The 18,316-nt window shown below is 64.6% G+C and carries 15 protein-coding genes and 1 tRNA gene; 11 read left to right on the top strand and 5 right to left on the bottom strand.

Annotated elements, in window-relative coordinates; translation table 11 throughout:
* Window positions 1–22 precede the first annotated feature (22 nt).
* The 3 genes from QTJ18_RS08955 to QTJ18_RS08945 all read left to right on the top strand — a co-directional run bounded on the left by QTJ18_RS08955 (window position 23) and on the right by QTJ18_RS08945 (window position 2,986).
* A complete protein-coding gene (locus tag QTJ18_RS08955; RefSeq protein WP_252751750.1) occupies window positions 23–1,057 on the top strand; it encodes a TRAP transporter substrate-binding protein in 1,035 nt (344 codons plus the stop codon).
* A 79-nt stretch (window positions 1,058–1,136) separates the two neighbouring features.
* Window positions 1,137–1,676 carry a TRAP transporter small permease gene (locus QTJ18_RS08950; RefSeq protein ID WP_252751751.1) on the top strand — a complete coding sequence of 180 codons (540 nt, stop codon included), beginning with the start codon at window positions 1,137–1,139 and terminating at the stop codon, window positions 1,674–1,676.
* The gene (locus QTJ18_RS08945; protein ID WP_252751752.1) at window positions 1,676–2,986 is read left to right on the top strand and encodes a TRAP transporter large permease; all 1,311 of its coding nucleotides are present in this window, start codon (window positions 1,676–1,678) and stop codon (window positions 2,984–2,986) included. Before QTJ18_RS08950 ends, QTJ18_RS08945 begins: the two co-directional genes overlap by 1 nt.
* A 36-nt stretch (window positions 2,987–3,022) precedes the next feature.
* Here QTJ18_RS08945 and QTJ18_RS08940 read toward each other — a convergent pair whose 3' ends face one another.
* Window positions 3,023–4,357, bottom strand: a complete 1,335-nt coding sequence (locus QTJ18_RS08940; protein ID WP_252751753.1) for a phosphatidylglycerol lysyltransferase domain-containing protein — start codon at window positions 4,355–4,357, stop codon at window positions 3,023–3,025.
* A gap of 353 nt (window positions 4,358–4,710) precedes the next feature.
* On the opposite strand from QTJ18_RS08940, the gene QTJ18_RS08935 reads away from it, so the two are divergent.
* From QTJ18_RS08935 to cysN, 3 genes are all read left to right on the top strand, one after another.
* A complete protein-coding gene (locus tag QTJ18_RS08935) occupies window positions 4,711–5,457 on the top strand; it encodes a phosphoadenylyl-sulfate reductase (RefSeq protein ID WP_252751754.1) in 747 nt (248 codons plus the stop codon).
* A gap of 155 nt (window positions 5,458–5,612) precedes the next feature.
* A complete protein-coding gene (gene cysD, locus QTJ18_RS08930) occupies window positions 5,613–6,563 on the top strand; it encodes a sulfate adenylyltransferase subunit CysD (protein ID WP_252751755.1) in 951 nt (316 codons plus the stop codon).
* Between the two features lie 56 nt (window positions 6,564–6,619).
* Window positions 6,620–8,092, top strand: coding sequence for a sulfate adenylyltransferase subunit CysN (gene cysN / locus QTJ18_RS08925; protein ID WP_252751756.1), 1,473 nt, complete (start codon window positions 6,620–6,622; stop codon window positions 8,090–8,092).
* A 42-nt stretch (window positions 8,093–8,134) separates the two neighbouring features.
* Here the strand turns inward: cysN and QTJ18_RS08920 are convergent, their stop codons facing one another.
* On the bottom strand, window positions 8,135–9,166 hold the full coding sequence (locus QTJ18_RS08920) for a LacI family DNA-binding transcriptional regulator (protein WP_252751757.1): 1,032 nt from the start codon (window positions 9,164–9,166) through the stop codon (window positions 8,135–8,137).
* 408 nt (window positions 9,167–9,574) lie between these two features.
* Here QTJ18_RS08920 and QTJ18_RS08915 point away from each other — a divergent pair, with 408 nt between their 5' ends.
* Window positions 9,575–9,928 carry a hypothetical protein gene (locus QTJ18_RS08915; protein WP_252751758.1) on the top strand — a complete coding sequence of 118 codons (354 nt, stop codon included), beginning with the start codon at window positions 9,575–9,577 and terminating at the stop codon, window positions 9,926–9,928.
* Window positions 9,929–10,248: 320 nt separating this feature from the next.
* On the opposite strand, the gene QTJ18_RS08910 is transcribed toward QTJ18_RS08915, so the two are convergent.
* Window positions 10,249–10,323: transfer RNA gene (locus QTJ18_RS08910), tRNA-Gln, on the bottom strand.
* Between the two features lie 376 nt (window positions 10,324–10,699).
* On the opposite strand from QTJ18_RS08910, the gene QTJ18_RS08905 reads away from it, so the two are divergent.
* Together QTJ18_RS08905 and QTJ18_RS08900 are read left to right on the top strand one after the other, a co-directional pair.
* The gene (locus QTJ18_RS08905; RefSeq protein WP_252751759.1) at window positions 10,700–10,999 is read left to right on the top strand and encodes a cupin domain-containing protein; all 300 of its coding nucleotides are present in this window, start codon (window positions 10,700–10,702) and stop codon (window positions 10,997–10,999) included.
* Window positions 11,000–11,012: 13 nt separating this feature from the next.
* Window positions 11,013–11,933, top strand: a complete 921-nt coding sequence (locus QTJ18_RS08900; protein ID WP_252751760.1) for an MBL fold metallo-hydrolase — start codon at window positions 11,013–11,015, stop codon at window positions 11,931–11,933.
* A 48-nt stretch (window positions 11,934–11,981) separates the two neighbouring features.
* Here QTJ18_RS08900 and QTJ18_RS08895 read toward each other — a convergent pair whose 3' ends face one another.
* Window positions 11,982–12,947, bottom strand: coding sequence for a DUF1499 domain-containing protein (locus QTJ18_RS08895; RefSeq protein WP_252751761.1), 966 nt, complete (start codon window positions 12,945–12,947; stop codon window positions 11,982–11,984).
* Between the two features lie 420 nt (window positions 12,948–13,367).
* Here QTJ18_RS08895 and QTJ18_RS25590 point away from each other — a divergent pair, with 420 nt between their 5' ends.
* Both QTJ18_RS25590 and QTJ18_RS08885 read left to right on the top strand, forming a co-directional pair.
* Window positions 13,368–13,571: a hypothetical protein gene (locus tag QTJ18_RS25590; protein WP_252751916.1), complete on the top strand. Its 204-nt coding sequence runs from the start codon at window positions 13,368–13,370 to the stop codon at window positions 13,569–13,571.
* Window positions 13,572–13,602: 31 nt separating this feature from the next.
* Window positions 13,603–14,694 carry a glycosyltransferase family 4 protein gene (locus QTJ18_RS08885; RefSeq protein WP_252751762.1) on the top strand — a complete coding sequence of 364 codons (1,092 nt, stop codon included), beginning with the start codon at window positions 13,603–13,605 and terminating at the stop codon, window positions 14,692–14,694.
* Window positions 14,695–15,142: 448 nt separating this feature from the next.
* Here QTJ18_RS08885 and ppdK read toward each other — a convergent pair whose 3' ends face one another.
* Window positions 15,143–17,824: a pyruvate, phosphate dikinase gene (gene ppdK, locus QTJ18_RS08880; RefSeq protein WP_252751763.1), complete on the bottom strand. Its 2,682-nt coding sequence runs from the start codon at window positions 17,822–17,824 to the stop codon at window positions 15,143–15,145.
* Window positions 17,825–18,316 lie beyond the last annotated feature (492 nt).

The raw sequence follows: 18,316 nt of genomic DNA, 5'->3' as shown, positions 1-18,316 counted from the left end.
GCTGGCGCGATTGGAGGAGAAGATGTTGCGCAAATTGATGATCGCCGGACTATCCGGTGCCGCTCTCATGATGTCGGGAGCGTCCGCTTTCGCAGCCGATGTCGTCCTGAAGCTTCACCAGTTCCTGCCGCCCCAGGCCACGATCCCGGCCAAGGTGCTGCAGCCCTGGGCCGACAAGATCAAGGCCGATTCGAACGGCCGCATCGAAGTGGAAATGTATCCGGCCATGCAGCTTGGCGGCAAGCCCGCCGATCTTTACGACCAGGCCAAGGATGGTGTGGTCGACATCATCTGGACGCTGGTCGGCTATACGCCCGGCCGCTTCCCGAAATCCGAGGCCTTTGAACTGCCCTTCATGGTGACGACCGGCGAGGCGACCTCGCAGGCCTTTTACGATTATTACGAAAAGCACCTGACGGACGAGTTCAAGGATGTGCATGTGCTGACCGTGCATACGCATGGGCCGGGCCTCTTGCACACGATCCCCGCAAAGCCGATCAAGTCGCTGGACGACATGAAGGGCCTGAAGCTGCGCGGCACGTCCAAGGTCGTCAACCAGATGCTGGAAGCCATGGGTGCCGCGGCCATCGGCATGCCGGTGACGGCCGTGCCGGAATCGCTTTCCAAGAGCGTCATCGACGGCACCGTCGTGCCGTGGGAAGTGACGCCGTCGATCAAGATCGCCGAGCTTGCCCCCAACCATACCGGCTTTGCCGGCAAGACCGGGCTTTACACGGCAGCCTTCGTCTTTGCGATGAACAAGGACAGCTATGACGCCCTGCCGGACGATCTGAAGAAGGTGATCGACGCCAATGCCGGCAAGGATCTTGCCGCCAAGTTCGGCGCGGCCATGGATGCCGGCGACGTGCGCGGCAAGGAGATCGCCGACAAGGCCGGCAATAGCACGATCATGCTGGACGAGACCGAAACCGCGCGCTGGAAGGCGCAGGGCGAAGCGGTCACCAAGGCCTGGATCGCCGATATGGACAAGAAGGGCATGGACGGAACCGCCCTTCACAAGGACGCCATCGACCTGATCGGCCAATATACCAAGTAATACCAAAGATCCGGCTCCAGGCGTCGCACGAGATGGCGGCGCCTGGATTTTTCTTTGCGATGTTTGAAGGATGTGCCGCATGGCAACTCATCGTTTCACTGGTCTCGATCGTTTCGGGCGCTTGACGGAGGCCATGGCCACCGGTCTCGTCGCGCTGGGCGGCCTTTGCCTCGTCGGCGCCAGCGTGCTCACCGGCTTTTCGATCTTCGGTTCCTTTGCGCTGCGGCCCATCCCCGGCGAGATCGAGATCGTCGAGGCCTTGTGCGGCCTTGCCGTCTTCGCCTTTCTTCCCTTCTGCCAGCTGAAGCGCGGCCATGTCGGCGTCGACATGCTGATCGAGGCCTTCGGCCGGAAGGCCATGAACATCACCCAGCTGGCCGGCGACGTGATCATTGCGCTCCTGATCGGCCTCCTGAGCTGGCGCCACGCCATCGGCCTGATGGACAAGTTCGGCAATGGCGAGACGACGCCGCTTTTGCTTCTGCCGATCTGGTGGGGCTATGCCATCGCCATGGTGCTGCTGATCGCCAATCTCGTCACCTGCCTCTACGTCATTCTGGCGGATCTGCGCGATCTTCGCGACGGCCGCGCCATCGCCACCTCGGTCGGAGCTCATTGATGACCAGCATCGAAATCGGGCTGTGGTCCTTCCCGGTCCTCATCCTTCTGATCTTCCTGCGCGTGCCGATCGCCGCCGCCATGCTCGGGGTCGGCACTGTCGGCATCTATCTGGTGCTCGGCCGCTGGACGCCGATCCTGGCCCAGATGAAGACGGTGACCTGGACCACCTATGCCAATTATTCCCTCTCCATCGTGCCGCTCTTCCTGCTGATGGGCCAGTTTGCCGCCCGCGGCGGCATGAGCCAGGCGCTGTTCAATGCCGCCGCCGCCTTTGTCGGCCATCGCAAGGGTGGCGTCGCCATGGCCGCGATCGGCGCCAGCGCCGGTTTCGGCTCGATCTGCGGCTCTTCGCTCGCCACGGCGGCGACCATGGCGCAGGTGGCGCTGCCGGAACTCAAGCGCCACGGCTATGCCGGCGGCCTCTCCACCGCCACGCTTGCGGCCGGCGGCACGCTCGGCATCCTGATCCCGCCTTCGGTGGTGCTCGTCATCTATGCCATCCTGACCGAACAGAATATCGCCAAGCTGTTCCTCGCCGCCTTCGTTCCGGGCATTATCGCGGCGCTCTCCTATCTCGCCGTCATCGCCATCTATGTCCGGCTGAAGCCGGAGGCGGCGGGCCAGGCGCCCCGCATGCCCTGGAAGGACAGGCTGCCGGCCGTCATCGCCGTCTGGCCGGTGGCGCTGATCTTCTTCCTCGTCGTCGGCGGCATTTACTTCGGCTGGTTCACGCCCACCCAGGCCGCCGCCGTCGGCGCGCTCGGCACGGGTCTGGTCGCCTTCAAGAATGGCGGGCTCGACCGCAGCTCGATGATGGCCTGCTTCAAGGAAACCGCCGTCTCCACCGGCATGATCTTCTTCATCGTGCTCGGCGCCTCGGTGTTCAACTCCTTCATCGCCTTTTCGCGATTGCCGCAGGTGGGCGCCGAATGGGTGACGGCGCAGGGCTTCGCCCCGATGACCGTGCTGATCATCATCCTGGTGCTCTACATCATCTTCGGCTGCATCATGGACTCGCTGTCGATGATCGTGCTGACGGTGCCGATCTTCTTCCCGATCGTCACGGCCATGGATTTCGGCCTGACGCCGGAGCAGTTCGCCATCTGGTTCGGTATTCTGGTGCTGATGGTGGCGGAGATCGGCATGATCACCCCGCCGGTGGGGCTGAACCTCTTCATCATATCGGCCATGTCGCGCGAGGTGCCGGTGCGCGACACCTATCGCGGCATCGTGCCCTTCGTGACGGCCGACCTGTTGCGGATCGCCATCCTCACCGCCTTTCCGATCATCTCGATCTTCCTGATCTGAGAGCCGGTCCGGAAGACGGGCGGCCGCGAAGTTTATTCAGGCGCGCGCCCGGCGAAACAATCCGCCAAGACCGCCGCCGATCAGCATGGTGACGTCGAGCAGCGACCCGAGCGGCAGGCCGGCACCGGCCACCGCAAGGTAGCGTGGCTCCCAGCGCGGATCGAACTTCGCCTTGAAGGCCTGCAGGCCCTTGAAGTTGTAGTAGCGCTCGCCGTGTTCGAAGACGTGCCGGCCAATATGGTTCCAGACCGGCGCGGCCGCATGGGTGGGCAGGCCGGCAAGCGGCGCCATGCCCATGTTCAGCGTCTCAAAGCCCTTGGCCTTCAGGCTTTCCATCAGCCGGGCAAAGAGCAGATCCATCATGCCGCGATGCGTGCCGGGAATATGGCGCATCAGGTCGATGAAGGCATCCTGCTGGTCGGCGGTCGTCATGATCGAGGCGAAGGCGACGATGCGGCCGTGATCGCGGATGACGGCGAGTGACTGCTGCGCCAGATAGGCTTCGCAGAAGGTGCCGAGCGAAAAACCCTTTTCCGCCGCCTGATGGCCGGACAGCCAGGAATCGGACACCGCTTTCAGGTCCTGAAGGATCGCCGGCAGATCCGCCGGCTCGATATAGGAGAATTCCAGCCCGTCGCGCTCGGCGCGATTGATCGAGCGGCGCAGTTTCAGCCAGTCGCCGCCGGCCAGGCTGAAGCTTTGCAGATCGACGATCGCCTGCTCGCCGAGCTTCAGGGGCGAGAGACCCGCCTCCACCGCCAGCGGCAGAAATTGCGGCGATACCTGGTAGAAGACGGGCCGCAGGCCGTTCTGGCGGGCATGGCGCACGAATGCGACCACCAGTTCATGCCAGGCCTCCTTCGGCCCCACCGGATCGAAAAGCGCGATCTGCGAGCGTCCCTTGACGCCATACATGATGAAGGCATCGCCAGCGCTCGAAAACATCACCTGCTTGTCGCCCAGCCGGACGAGACCGGCACTGGCATTCGGCTGCTGGTGGAGGATGGCAAGGGCACGCTGCAGATCGGCCGGCGCAGGTGCGCGCCTGCGCCTTGTCATGGGCCGTACGACATGGCGGCCGGCAACGGCGCCGGCGACAAGGGTCAAGGACAGCGTGACGCTGGTGCCGCCCGGCAGCGAGGACAGGGCCCAGAGCTGCAGGACCCAGAGTTGCAGGGCCAGGAGCATCTCTTCCATGAAAAGATAGACGAACAGGAAGGCACAGAGCCCTACAAGCCCGGCAAAGCCGAACATGCCGCCGCTCGGCGACAGGCGCTCCGCCGTGGCGCGCAGCGCCAGCCATTTCGGGAAACGCTCGCCTCTTGCGGCGCGCGGGGCAATGAAATCGGAAGGGGCAGATAGGATGTCCATGGTTCGTCTCGGCTTGGCTCGCGGCCTCCATACAGGCGCTGCATGGGATGAAGCTTATCTCACGCTTCCGTGAAAGAAGCGGTAAGCGTCAGGGTTTCGAAAGCGTGAAATCCGGCAAGATCGCGCGAAAAGCCGCAGACGCGGCGCTTTTGCCACAGCCTGGCCGCAAGCCCGGCCGGCGATGGCGGTCGCAAGGGCGTCTTAGAGCGGCCGGAGTGGGCGTTTTTCGCTCGATCCGGCTTTTCTAGAGATATTTGCTCTTCAACGAGGCCTGCAGAAACCGCTGTTTCTGGCCGGATCCTTGGGAAGGTGGGATAAACGAAGACCACTGGCAGAAGGGATCTGACCATATCATGACCCAGCATGAGACGCCGCAGCACCTGGCTTCGCTCGACCAGCAGATGGCCGGCCTTGACCTTGAGGGTCGCCTGTCCCTGGCGGCAAGCCTCGGGCGCGCCGTCTTCACCACCTCGCTCGGCATCGAGGACCAGGTGATCACCGCGGCGATCGGAACGCATCGGCTGCCGATTGCGGTGGCGACGCTGGAGACCGGCCGGCTGTTTGCCGAGACCATCGCCCTCATCGATACCACCGAGCAGCGCTACGGGCTTTCCATCCGCCGGTACCGGCCGCAGCCGCAGGATGTCGAGGCCTATGCCGCGCAATATGGCCTGAACGGTTTCTACGAAAGCGTCGAAGCCCGCCATGCCTGCTGTCATGTGCGCAAGCTGAAGCCTCTGGCCGAGGCTCTGGCCGGCGCGGAAATCTGGATCACCGGGCTGCGTCGGGGCCAATCCGGCAATCGCGCGGCTATTCCCTTCGTCGAATATGACGCGGACCGCAATCTCCTGAAGGTCAATCCGCTGGCCGATTGGGAGATCGACGCGATCAGGACGCATGTTGCGGAGGAGGAGATCCCGGTCAGCCCCCTGCATGCCCGCGGCTATCCGTCAATCGGCTGCGAGCCCTGCACCCGGGCGATCAAGCCCGGCGAACCGGAACGCGCCGGACGCTGGTGGTGGGAAAACGACGAGAAGCGGGAATGCGGCCTGCATGTGCCGGAGGCGACGCCGATCGGCGGGGCACGGGTCGGCGCCTGAGGAAGCCTCCCTCCCCAACCCTCTCCTCAAGAGAGAGCGCATCGCCTCTTTCGATCTCCCCCTGCTGAGGGAGATGGCGGCAGCCAGAGGGGGTCTTGCCTCTCAACATTGGAATTGACGGTATCACGGGCCGAAAGCCCCTAAGGAAAAGAAGAATGCAGATTTCCGAATTTGACGCGCATATCCAGGAGAAGCAGGCCAAGCCGCCCCTCGATCCGCATCTGAAGGCGCTGGAAAACGAAGCCATCCACATCTTCCGCGAAGTGGCGGCGGAGTTCGAAAACCCGGTCATGCTGTATTCGATCGGCAAGGATTCCTCCGTGCTCCTGCATCTGGCGCGCAAGGCCTTCTATCCGGGCCGCGTGCCCTTTCCGCTGCTGCATATCGATACAGGCTGGAAATTTCCCGAGATGATCGCCTTCCGCGACGAGATGGCGGAGCGCTTCGGGCTGGATCTGGTCGTCTACACCAATCCGCGCGGGAGGCAGGAGAATATCTCGCCCTTCACCCACGGCTCAGCCTATCATACCGATGTGATGAAGACGGAGGCGCTGCGCCAGGCGCTCGATGCCGGGAAATACGATGCGGCCTTCGGCGGCGCCCGGCGCGACGAAGAGGCAAGCCGCGCAAAGGAGCGCATCTATTCCTTCCGCACCCCGGACCATAGATGGGATCCGCGCAACCAGCGGCCGGAATTGTGGAACCTCTATAACGGCATGATCCGTCGCGGCGAGAGCGTGCGCGCCTTCCCGCTCTCCAATTGGACCGAGGTCGATATCTGGCGCTACATCCAGGCGGAAAACATTCCGCTGCCGCCGCTCTATTTCGCCCGCACCCGCAAATTCGTGGAACGCGACGGCATGCTGATGTGGGCGGAGGACCCGCGCTTTGCGCCGCTGCCCGGCGAACAGGTTCAGGAAGGCTCGCTGCGCTTTCGCACGCTCGGCTGCTGGCCGCTGACCGGCGGCATTCGATCCACCGCCACAACGCTCGATGCGGTGATCGCCGAACTCGAGATCGCCACCGTATCCGAACGGCAGGGACGGGCGATCGACCGCGACCAGGCCGGATCGATGGAAAAGAAGAAGCGCGAAGGCTATTTCTGACGGTCTGGTGCCCGGCCCGTCCATCCAGCCAAGAATCACGACGAAGGTAAAATGACATGACCGCCACCGCCACCGCCGCCCTTATCGCACCCGCCGCCGAACCGTCCGCCGCCTTGCGCGACAGCCGCCCGCTGCGCCTCATCACCTGCGGCTCCGTGGATGATGGCAAGTCGACGCTGATCGGCCGGCTGCTCTGGGACACCAAGGCGGTGAAGGAAGACCAGGCGGCGGCGATTTCCGGCGAAGGCATGCGTCAGAATGATCTCGGCCTGCCCGATTTCGCCTTGCTGCTCGACGGTCTGCAGGCCGAGCGCGAACAGGGCATCACCATCGATGTCGCCTATCGCTATTTCTCGACCGAGCGGCGCTCCTTCATCGTCGCCGATACGCCCGGCCACGAGCAATATACGCGCAACATGGCCACCGGCGCCTCGACGGCGGATCTCGCCATCCTTCTGGTCGATGCCCGCACCGGGCTTCTGGAACAGACCCGCCGCCATGCCACGATCGCCTCGCTGATGGGGATCCGGCAATTCGTGCTGGCGGTGAACAAGTTCGATCTCGTCGCCTATGACCGCGCCGTCTTCGAGAAGATCTCCCATGATTTCAAAGAGCTGGCGCTGGCCCTCGGCGTCAGGCAGGTCACCGCCATTCCGATGTCGGCACTAAAGGGCGAAAACGTCGTCTATGCCGGCGGCGGCTCCATGCCCTGGTATGACGGTCCGACCCTGGTCGAGACGCTGGAACTGGCAACCACGCGCACGGCCGCCGCCGGCGGCTTCCGGCTGCCGGTCCAGCGCGTTTCCCGCCCCGGCGAAAGTTTCCGCGGCTATCAGGGCACGATTGCCGGCGGCTCGATCAAGCCGGGCGATTCGGTCGCCATCCTGCCGTCGGGCATGGTCGCCAATGTCAGCCGGATCGTCACCTTCGACCTGGTGCGCAATGCCGCCGTCGCCGGCGATGCCGTGACGCTGGTGCTGGACCGCCAGGTGGATGTGGCGCGCGGCGACATGATCGTCTCGCTCGACGCCCAGCCGATGACCGGCCTCTCCTTCGAGGCGCATCTGGTCGCGCTGCAGCCGGGCGGCATAGAGCCGGGCAAGCGCTACTGGCTGAAGGCCGGGGCCCGCCGCCAGCGCGTGAGCGTTCAGCCCGTCTCGCAGCTGGACCTCACCAGCGGCAAGTGGCAGCCGAATGCCGAGGGCATGCCGATGAACGCCATCGGCAAGGTTCGCCTGACCTTCGACGAGCTGGCGATCTTCGATCCCTACGACCAGAACCGCAATACAGGGGCCTTCATCCTGATCGATCCGGATACGCTGAACACGGTGGCGGGCGGCATGATCAGCGCCAAGCGCTCCGATCTCAGCGGCATTCATCGCGACAGCCAGCGGGTGATCCTGTCCGTGCCGGCCGATCTGGCCGACCAGCTGATGGCGAGCGAAGCCTTTGCCGCCCGCAGGGACGAGGTGGACATCCGCCGCGTCAGCACCGAAACGGCGGCCGATCTTCTCTCGACGCTGGATTGAGCCTCGAGCCTTGCGCCGCCATGGCGCGCCGCAGCCGGCGGTTCAGGCCTGCCGCGGCCGTGTCGTCTGCCGCTCGATCAGCTGGAAGCCGAGATCGATCACCTGGTTGGCGAGCGGCCGGCCGGAGGCGGCGCCGATCATCAGATCGGCGGCGCGGTAGCCCATCTCGAAGAGCGGCGTGCGCACCGTCGTCAGCGGCGGCTCCATGACGGCGGCGAAATCCAGATCGTTATAGCCGCAGATCCCGAGATCCTCCGGCACCCGCCGTCCCATGCGCTGCGCCTGGAACAGCGCGCCGAGGGCGATATCGTCGCTCTGGCAGAAGACGGCATCGATATCGGGCGCGGCCTTCAGCGCCCGGGCAAGCAGCCTTGCGCCCATTTGCGTGCTGGCGGAGGCGTTTTCGAAATGCACGAGCGCCGGATCGTACAGGCCGGCTTCTGAAAGGATCGCGGCATAGCCTTCGATCCGCCGCCGGCTGCGCTCGCCCCGCAAGCCGCCCAGAATCGCTATGCGCCGATAGCCGCAATCGAGCAGGTGGCGCGTGGCCGCCGCTGCCGCCTTGAAATGATTGAGGGCAATGGCCGTGGAGCCCGTCTTCAGCTCCACATCGACCACCTGGACGACGGGACAGGAGGCCCGGTCGATCATTTCGGCCACATCCTCATGGGCGCCGACGCCGCCCAGCACGATGCCGGCGGTGTTTTGCGACAGGAGCAGGCGGACCTGCCGCTTCTCCTCCTCCAGGCTGTTATGCGTATTGGCATATTGGATGCGGAAGCTCGTATCGCGCACCCGCTCCTCCACGCCCTGCATGAAGCTCAGGAAGACGCGGCTGGTCAGCGAGGCCGTCAGCACACCGAAGGTGGAATTGTGGCGGCTGGCAAGCGCCTGCGCCGCCTGGTCGGGCACATAATCCATCTCGGTGATGAGATCGAGGATCCGCGCCCGCAGCGCCGGTGAGACCTTTTCCGGCTCGCGCAGCGCCCGCGAGACGGTGATGGCGCTGACGCCCGCTTTGTCCGCCACGTCGTGCAGCGTGGTCCTTTCGCTCCGTCCCCGTCTCAAACGCATTCTATCCTTTGCACCTTTCCGGCCCGCGCCAGCCAAAGCCGGTTTTTCACGACCGGCCGCCAATACTGACAGGGACTGCCGACCGCGATGATCGACGAAAGCATAGACCCGCACCTTCGCAAGTATAGTCAACTTTAGGAGTATATAACCATCTGATTTATGCTTGCGGGGAACACTGCAGGCGGCGACCCGGCCAGAGCGGTGAGAGACAGGCCCGGCCCGGATCGGGGAAGAGCGGGCAAGGCCATGGGTGGCGGCTTGCAAAAATAGTTGCATCGACCGTCTTCAAAAGCGTGCGGCCGGGATGTATCCGATGCTGCGGTGCAGTCTCAGGCGAGGCCTTGCACCCATCGCATTCTCCGGCAGTCATAAGGCTGCCGGCACCACCAGCAAGGGCGTTTGAACACCATGAACTATCGCTTGATTGCGTTGGCGGCCACGGTCGGCCTCGTATCGGGATGCACGACCACGGGCCCGGCATCCAACCCCATTGAAACGCGCTGGATCGGCAAGTCCGCCGGCTCCTTCTTCGCCCGCTATGCGCCGCCCTTCAGCGATGCGCGCAACGGATCGGAGACGGTCTATAACTGGCGCGGCGGCTATAACCGCATCAAGACGAAGGATGGCCGTTCCCTGCGCGTCAGCTGCGCGGCGCAGATCACCACCGATGCCGATTACCGCATCCGCTCCATTCGCGTCGTGACCGACCGCCCCGGCGCCACGGGGCCGAGCTATTGCGAGGAACTTCTGACGGCGGAGTGAGTGGCCCATGCGGGCCAGGCGCTTTCAGAGGCTTGCAGACGCGTTCGGAGGGATGGCAGGGGCTGGCGCGGGCAAGGTCTGCCCGCTCCGGCCTCCCCGGCCAGCACCGGCCTCCCCTGTTTTTTAAGGGCGCGCGGCTGATGGCGAGGGCGCCTGGAAGGCCTTCCATGCCAAAGGCCTTGCATGTGCCGGGCTTGCCGGCAATGCCCAGTCCGGCGAAGATGGGCTGATCATGTTCAAACCGGCAAAATCAGACTGGCAAAATCAGGCTGGCAAATCAGGCCGGCAATGCAGACGATCTTTTGGGAGACAGATTTTCATGGCTGGGGCGCCTGGATTCGAACCAGGGGATGGCGGTACCAAAAACCGCTGCCTTACCGCTTGGCTACGCCCCAACAGGAAAGCCGCGAAGCGTGGTGCCGTGCACCTGCCTTCGGGTTGCGCCAGCGTTTAGCAAAGCATGCAGGCGGCCACAATCTCTAAGTTTTGCCGGATGACAGTTTTTTTTCGCGATCCGGCAGCAACTGCCGCGAACTCGCAGAGGTGGTTCAACGCGTCTTGCCCCTTGCGCCCTTATCCTCATCCCTCGTGGCATCGGCCGCGCGCGCTCATTGTCTGGAAAGGCCTGCTCCCTGCCTGTCGCTTTGCGTCGCCGGCCAGGCACAGCCTTTAGGCGAAAAGAATTGACAGGGGCCGGTGGCATGCCGCAACCTCCCCTCCCGTCTGTCCTTCTGCCGGACCGGCGTGATCCGCAAAGACCCGAGATGTCCCATGCCGCCCTTTCGCGCTCGCCCCCCTGCTTCTTCCATAACGCTGGTCGATGATCCGGTGGTCCGCATCATCCGCTGGGATTTCGAGCCCGGCGCCGATACCGGCGTGCATACCCACGGGCTTGGCTATGTCGTGGTGCCGATGACCGATTGTGATTTCCTGATCGAGGAAGAGAATGGCAGCACGAGGCGCGCGCTGGTGAAGCAGGGCGAGGCCTATCGCCGGGATGCCGGAACGACCCATAATGTCGTCAATGCCGGCGACGCCCCCATGTCCTTCATTGAAATCGAATATAAATGAGTTGCAATCCATCATGAGCGATGCACCCGAATTCGACCTGAGCTTCGAGGCGTCGTATGGCGATGCCGTCTGCGTGGCGGAGGGTGTCTGGCGCGTCACCTGCCACAATCCCTCGCCCTTCACCTTTCGCGGTACCAACAGCTATATTGTCGGGCGCGGCAAGGACGTGGCGGTGATCGATCCCGGCCCGGAGGACGACGCGCATTTCGAGACGCTGATGCGGGCGCTGAAAGGCAGGACGGTGAGCCATATCCTCATCAGCCATACGCATCGGGACCATTCGCCGCTTGCCGCCCGGCTGAAGGCCGAAACCGGGGCCCTGACCGCAGCGGAGGGGCCGCACCGGGCCTCGCGGCCGCTGCATCAGGGGGAGGAGAACCCCTTCGCCGAAAGCTCCGATTACGGCTTCCAGCCCGATATCGTGCTCGCCGACGGTGCTTCGGTGCAAGGCGATGGCTTCACGCTCACGGCCATTCACACGCCGGGCCATGCCGCCAATCATTCAGCCTTCGCGCTTGAGGAGACAGGCATCCTGTTTTCCGCCGATCACGTCATGGCCTGGGCAACGACGATCGTTGCGCCGCCGGACGGTTCCATGGCCGATTTCATGGCCTCGCTCGACAAACTGATCGCCCGCGACGCGATCGACCGCATCTATTTTCCCGGTCATGGCGGTCCGATAAGCGATCCGCCGGCCTTTCTGCGCGGGCTGCGCACCCATCGCCGCATGCGCGAACGCGCCATCTTCGAGCGGGTCCGGGCCGGCGATGCGGCCATTGCCGATATTGTCAGGACGATCTATGCCCGCACCGACAGCCGCCTGCATCCCGCCGCAGCGCTTTCGGTGCTTGCCCATCTGGAGGATCTGGTGGAGCGCGGCGACGTGATCACGGAAGGCCCACCCGGCCTTTCCAGCCGCTACCGGGCCGCCTGATGTCTCATCGCCGCTGCGCGGCCGCACGAAGAGGCCTCTGAAGCCTGGTCATTCGGCCGCGATGCCCAGCATTTCGGCATCGAGCGCGCGCAGGAAACGGTCGGCAATGCCGGCCCCGAAGCCGAGATCATGGGCGCCGTAGCGCGCCGCCACGCGAATATCCACCAGCACCGTCTCCTCCTCCTCGCGCAGGCGCACCAGAACATCGAAAGGCAGGCCGAGAACAAGCGTCCTTGTGGCGCCTTGCAGAACCACGTCGCCCATCGGCTGCGCCGTGGCCAGCACCTCCTGGCTGATCGGCCGCGGCAGGGGCACAGGCACGATCGAGGGAAGCGGCGGTGTCGCCCTCGGCTCGCCGGCGCTTGCCTCGGCAGGCGGGGGATCGGCGCCCTCGCTCGCATTCCCGCCGGCAGTGCGCGCCGGAGCCGGCGCAAGGGACCCGCCCGGGCTTGCCGCGCGTGCCGCGCCATCGGTCTTCAGGCTGATCGCTTCGGCCTTGGCGACCTTCATCACCGCTTCGAAGACGCGATCGGGCGCGCCCTCATAGCGCCGTCCGGTCAGGGCCGGATAGGCGCGCTTCTGCAGGTCGCGATCCTTCGAGGTGACGAACATCGGCCGCGGCAGGAAGATCTGCTCCGCCTCCGGCACGCGCACCCAGACGGGCGGATCGGCCATGTCCGTCGTGAGGTCGAACAGTTTCGGGGCCGTCTCGAAACGCCAGATGCCGAAAGCCAGGATGAGAAGCGAGGGCGTGGCCAAAAGCAGCGCCTGGACGGAGGCTATGCCGCCCCTGGCGCCAATCGACCACAGCCGCATCAGGCCCGTCAGCGCCAGCGGCACGCTCAACAGGGCAATTGCCGCCGACAGCAGCATCACGGCCACGAATTGCGGCGTCTGCAGCGGCCCGAAGCGGTGCGCGAGCATGGCGATCAAAAGCAGCAGGAAGGCGCCGAGCGCCAGCCGCCGCGCGCCATAGGCGGAGGAGGATACCGGTCTTACGAAACGGACGGCCATTCACTCGCACCCATGTCGGTTGTCCCATGTCGGTTGTCCAATGTCGGTTGTCCAATGTCGGTTGTCCCGTTCGGCATTCGCCGCCTTGCCGCAGGGAGGCGCCGGATGGGCCGCTTCCTTCGATTGGCGCCATCTGTCGATTTCCCTTGCCTTGCGGCTGTCCTTTTATGACATGTACCGTGTTTCGTCACCTGATGCCTGCCGGCGCGCACGAAATCTTTTCGAACGGGCTTTCGCCGGCCGGATGGTTTTCGTGGAGAATGACCGATGAGCGCTTTGCCCACCGTTTTGCCAGCCATTTTGCCAGCCGTTTTGCACAGGCCGTTCCTCCGCGCCCGCGCAAGCGCGCCTTCCGCCTGGACCTCGTTGATTTTGGGCCTGACGCTGATATCCGCCCTGCTTCTGTCCTCCTGCCAGTCGATGACGCCGCAGGAGCGTCGCGCGCTCGATGAGCGCACCTGCAGGGGCTATGGCTTCAAGATGAATACCGATGCCATGGCGCAATGCCTGCTGCAGCTGGATCTGGACCGGCGTGCCGACATGCGGGCTTTCCAGGCCCGCAGCAGCCTGATGTGGGACCGGCCGATGATCCTCGAGCGCCGGGTCATCGTAGAGCGCCGGTAAGTTTGCAACAGCCGCAACGGGATACCAGGCCTTGCCCTCTTCGATGCTCTTTCTCGCCAGCGCCGATTATGCGCGGCGCACCGGCGGCTATGTCTATAACAGCCGCCTTCTCGACGAACTGGCGCGGCAGGGCGCGCGGCTGGACCTTCTGACGCTGGAGACCGGCTTTCCGAGCGTCGACGCGAGGGAGCGGCAAGGCCTGGCGCAGACCCTTTCCGGCCTGCCGCCGGACAGCCTGGTCCTGACCGATCACATCTATCTCTGCGATCTCATCGAGGTCTTCTCCGCAAGCCGCATCCGGGTCGCCAGCATCTTCCATCACTCCCTCTTGGAAGAGCATGGCGAAACCGCCGCGATCCCGAATGTCGATATGGGCCGCCATGCCCTGGCGGCGGCGGAACGCCGGGCCGTCTCCCGCTCCAGCGGCGTGCTGGTGAGCTCCCAGGAGACCGGACGCCTGCTCCGGCTCCGCTACGGCCTCGACGCCGCGAGGATCCGCATCGCCATTCCCGGCAATGAGACGGTTGCACGCGTGGCAGCCGGCACCCGGCCGGGCCGCCTGTCGATCCTCTCGGTCGGCGCCGTCATCCCGCGCAAGCGCTATGATTACATGCTGGACGTGGCGGACCGCTTGCGCGGCCTCGACTGGCATTGGCAGGTGGCCGGCGACCCGCATCGCGACCCGGCGCTCTTCGACGCGCTGCAGAAAAGGGTGGATGAGGCCGGCCTGAAAGATCGCTTCACCTTTCTGGGCGATGTGGCGGACAGCGAGCTGCAGGCGCTGTGGCAGACGACCGATCTCTTCGTCGCCACCTCGCGCTATGAAGGCTATGGCATGGCGGTGGCCGAGGCGCTGCGCCATGGCGTGCCCGTGGTCACCACGGCCTCTGGCGCCGTGCTGACCTGGGCGGCCGGCAGTGTTCTCGAAGCGCCGGCCGAGGATGCCGATGGCGCGGCCGCCTGTATCGCGGCGCTCCTGTCCGATCGGCAGCGGCTGCAGGCCCAGGCGGCGGCATCCTGGGCCTTCGGACAAAGCCTTCCCAGCTGGGAGGAGAGTTTCAAGGGCATGCGGGACTGGCTGGACGCAGTGGGGAGTAGGGAGGCAGTTGGCAGTAGGCAATAGGCAGTAGGCAATGGGCAATGGGCAATGGGCAGTAGGGAATAGGGAATAGAGGGAGCGAATAGCGAATAGGGAGGAGGCAATAGGCAATAGGCAATAGGAGACAGGCGGTAGGCGGTGGGTACTCATGTCACCCTCACCCCGCCTCCGCTAACGCTCGGCGACCCTCTCCCCAAGGGGAGAGGGGAACCGCAGCCGCTAACCCTTCTCCCGAGGGAACCGCAGCCGCTAACCCTTCTCCCGAGGGAACCGCGACCGCTATCCCTTCTCCCCTTGGGGAGAAGGTGCCCGAAGGGCGGATGAGGGCTTGCGGCTCAGCAAAGCGGAGGCTTTCCTCTGCCTACCGCCTATTGCCTACTGCCTACCTCCTACTGCCTACTGCCTACTGCCTACTGCCTATTGCCTACTGCCTACCTCCTACTGCCTACTGCCTACTGCCTATTGCCTCTGCCTATTGCCCACTCCCCCGCCGCCTTGCCTCGATGGCGGCCTGGGCGGCGGCGAGCCTTGCGATCGGCACGCGGAAGGGCGAGCAGGACACGTAATCCAGCCCCACCTCCTCGCAGAAGCGGATCGAGGTCGGATCGCCGCCATGTTCGCCGCAGATTCCGAGCTTCAGGCTGGCCTTGGTCTTGCGACCGCGTTCGGCGGCGATGCGGATCAGCTCGCCGACGCCATCGAAATCCAGCGAGATGAAGGGGTCGTGGACGATGATCCCCTTGCGCTGATAGGTGGGAATGAAGCTGGCCGCATCGTCGCGCGAAATGCCGAACGTGGTCTGCGTCAGGTCATTGGTGCCGAAGGAGAAGAAATCCGCCGTTTCGGCAATGACATGGGCGCGGATCGCCGCCCGCGGCAATTCGATCATGGTGCCGGCGAGATAGCCGATCGGCCGGCCGGTTTCCGCCGAGACATCGGCGGCCACCTTGTCAATGCAGGCCTTGACATAATCCAGCTCGGCCCGCAGCCCGACCAGCGGCACCATGATTTCCAGCTCGACGGGAGCGCCCGTTTCGCTCGCGGCGGCAGCGGCGGCCTCGAAAATGGCACGCGCCTGCATTTCGGCGATTTCCGGATAGGAAATGGCCAGCCGGCAGCCGCGATGGCCGAGCATGGGGTTGAACTCGTGCAGCGCCTCCACCCGCCTTGTCAGCTGGCCGGGCTCCATCTCCATGGCCAGCGCCACTTCGAGGATTTCCTCCTGGCTCTTCGGCAGGAATTCGTGCAGCGGCGGATCAAGCAGGCGGATGGTCACCGGCAGGCCGGACATGATGGTGAAGAGCTCGGTGAAATCCGAGCGCTGCATGGGCAAGAGCCGGTCAAGCGCGGCGCGGCGGCCGGCCTCGTCCTCGGCGAGAATCATCTCGCGCATGACCTGGATACGGCCGCCCTCGAAGAACATGTGCTCCGTGCGGCACAGGCCGATCCCCTCGGCGCCGAAGGAGCGCGCGGCGCGGGCATCGGCCGGCGTATCGGCATTGGTGCGCACCGTCATCCGCCGGGCGCGGTCGGCCCATTCCATCAGGCGGCCGAAATCGCCGGACAGTTCCGGCTGGACCATCGGCACCTCGCCCTTCAGCAGATGGCCCGACGAGCCGTCCACGGTGACGATCTCGCCGCGCTTCAAGGTGAAACCCGGCCCGATCAGCATTTCATTGCGCATGTCGACGCGCAGGCCTCCGGCACCGACGACGCAGGGAATGCCCATGCCGCGGGCCACCACCGCCGCATGGCTAGTCATGCCGCCGCGCGTGGTCAGGATGGCTTCCGCCACATGCATGCCGTGAATATCTTCCGGGCTCGTCTCGATGCGGATCAGCACCACCTTGCGGCCTTCGGCCTCGGCGGCAACGGCATCCTCCGCCGTGAAGACGATCTCGCCCGAGGCCGCCCCCGGCGAGGCGGGAAGGCCGGAGCCGATGACGGTGCGCGCAATGCCGGGATCGATCGTCGGGTGCAGCAGCTGGTCGAGCGAAGGCGGCTCGATGCGGCAGATCGCATCCTCCTCGGTGATCACCCCCTCATCCACCAGATCGACGGCAATCTTCAGCGCCGCGCGGGTCGTGCGCTTGCCGGCGCGCGTCTGCAGCATCCACAGCTTGCCGCGCTCGACGGTGAATTCCACATCCTGCATATCGCCGTAATGGGTTTCGAGCGCGGTGCAGATCGCCCTGAACTCGGCAAAGGTCGCCGGCATCAGCTTTTCCAGCGAGGGACGCTCGGAGCCGGCGGCAAGCCGTCCCTCCTCCGTCAGCGATTGCGGCGTGCGGATGCCGGCCACGACATCCTCGCCCTGGGCATTGATCAGAAATTCGCCATAGAGGCTCTTTTCGCCGGTCGAGGGGTTGCGGGTAAAGGCCACGCCGGTTGCCGAGGAGGAGCCGAGATTGCCGAAGACCATGGCCTGGACATTGACCGCCGTTCCCCAGTCATGCGGAATGCGGTGCAGAGTGCGATAGGTTACCGCGCGGGCATTGTTCCAGCTGGAGAAGACCGCGGCAATCGCCCGCCACAGCTGCACATGCGGATCCTGCGGGAAGTCCTCGTCCAGTTCCTCGGCGATCACCTGCTTGTAGAGGGATACAACATGCTGCCATTCGACGGCCGAGAGATCGGTATCATAATCATGGCCGAGCCTGGCCTTTTCGTCCTCCAGAATATCCTCGAAGACCTCGTGGTCGAGCCCCATGACGACATCGCCATACATCTGGATGAAGCGGCGATAGCTGTCCCAGGCAAAGCGCGCATCGCCGGCATCATGGCCCAGCGCCTGCACGGTTTCATCATTCAGGCCGAGATTGAGCACCGTATCCATCATGCCCGGCATGGAGGCACGGGCGCCGGAGCGGACAGACAGCAGCAGCGGATGGGCACTGCCGCCGAAGCTTCGGCCCGTCAGCGCCTCCATTGCGGCGATTCCCTCCAGCACCTCGGCCTGCAAGCCCTCCGGCAGGCATTTGCCGCCGGAAAAATAGCCGAGGCAGGCATCCGTGGTGATCGTCAGGCCCGGCGGAACCGGCAGGCCGAGCGAGGCCATTTCGGCAAGATTGGCACCCTTGCCTCCCAGAAGCGCCAGATCGGCCGCGCGCCCTTCTGCTTGTCCGCCCCCGAAGCGGTAGACCCATTTCGTCATCACTCTCCTCCACCGAGCATGCACTGCTTCTTGTTTTGTCAAGTATTTACAGAACTTGCAGCCAATTGGAAACCGGTCCGGCGGAGAATCATGCTGCATTGCAGCAAAAGTGCGGCACTTCCTGCCGGCCTCCTTGCAGCGCAACTCACCGGCGATCCAAGATTTCGGAGTGGCTGGGGGAGATCAGGCTTTGCGGGGCCGCCTGCTCCGGCCCCGCAAAGCCTTCCGGCAGGCACAGGAAACCCGCCGGGGGGTGGGATGAACCCAAAATTTCGGCTGGTGCGCCGATCAAGTCTGGCTCATAGCACAGCTTCCAGGCCTTCGATAGCGGTCAGAACCCGCGGATGATAAATTGTAGTGCAGCGCGAGACGCTGAAATTGCACCGCTTTTCGTGACGGATGACCTCTGTCCGACCAAAGTCGGGAGATCCGGCAGAGGATCGGACCAGGGTCGGCCCAGGCGCAAGGTTTTCGTCCCTCCACGCCTGCCGT

Origin of the sequence: Rhizobium sp. SSA_523, from assembly GCF_030435705.1 — a bacterium.
Taxonomy (GTDB): Bacteria; Pseudomonadota; Alphaproteobacteria; order Rhizobiales; family Rhizobiaceae; genus Neorhizobium.
Note: the sequence above shows the minus strand (reverse complement) of the source record. Positions and strands in the feature narration are given on the sequence as shown.

What these genes read in the sequence shown, in the direction of transcription:
- QTJ18_RS08955 (WP_252751750.1), top strand. Translation starts at nt 23, where the DNA reads ATGTTGCGCAAATTGATGATCGCCGGACTATCCGGTGCCGCTCTCATG.
- QTJ18_RS08950 (WP_252751751.1), top strand. Translation starts at nt 1,137, where the DNA reads ATGGCAACTCATCGTTTCACTGGTCTCGATCGTTTCGGGCGCTTGACG.
- QTJ18_RS08945 (WP_252751752.1), top strand. Translation starts at nt 1,676, where the DNA reads ATGACCAGCATCGAAATCGGGCTGTGGTCCTTCCCGGTCCTCATCCTT.
- QTJ18_RS08940 (WP_252751753.1), bottom strand. Translation starts at nt 4,357, where the DNA reads ATGGACATCCTATCTGCCCCTTCCGATTTCATTGCCCCGCGCGCCGCA.
- QTJ18_RS08935 (WP_252751754.1), top strand. Translation starts at nt 4,711, where the DNA reads ATGACCCAGCATGAGACGCCGCAGCACCTGGCTTCGCTCGACCAGCAG.
- cysD (WP_252751755.1), top strand. Translation starts at nt 5,613, where the DNA reads ATGCAGATTTCCGAATTTGACGCGCATATCCAGGAGAAGCAGGCCAAG.
- cysN (WP_252751756.1), top strand. Translation starts at nt 6,620, where the DNA reads ATGACCGCCACCGCCACCGCCGCCCTTATCGCACCCGCCGCCGAACCG.
- QTJ18_RS08920 (WP_252751757.1), bottom strand. Translation starts at nt 9,166, where the DNA reads ATGCGTTTGAGACGGGGACGGAGCGAAAGGACCACGCTGCACGACGTG.
- QTJ18_RS08915 (WP_252751758.1), top strand. Translation starts at nt 9,575, where the DNA reads ATGAACTATCGCTTGATTGCGTTGGCGGCCACGGTCGGCCTCGTATCG.
- QTJ18_RS08905 (WP_252751759.1), top strand. Translation starts at nt 10,700, where the DNA reads ATGCCGCCCTTTCGCGCTCGCCCCCCTGCTTCTTCCATAACGCTGGTC.
- QTJ18_RS08900 (WP_252751760.1), top strand. Translation starts at nt 11,013, where the DNA reads ATGAGCGATGCACCCGAATTCGACCTGAGCTTCGAGGCGTCGTATGGC.
- QTJ18_RS08895 (WP_252751761.1), bottom strand. Translation starts at nt 12,947, where the DNA reads ATGGCCGTCCGTTTCGTAAGACCGGTATCCTCCTCCGCCTATGGCGCG.
- QTJ18_RS25590 (WP_252751916.1), top strand. Translation starts at nt 13,368, where the DNA reads ATGACGCCGCAGGAGCGTCGCGCGCTCGATGAGCGCACCTGCAGGGGC.
- ppdK (WP_252751763.1), bottom strand. Translation starts at nt 17,824, where the DNA reads ATGACGAAATGGGTCTACCGCTTCGGGGGCGGACAAGCAGAAGGGCGC.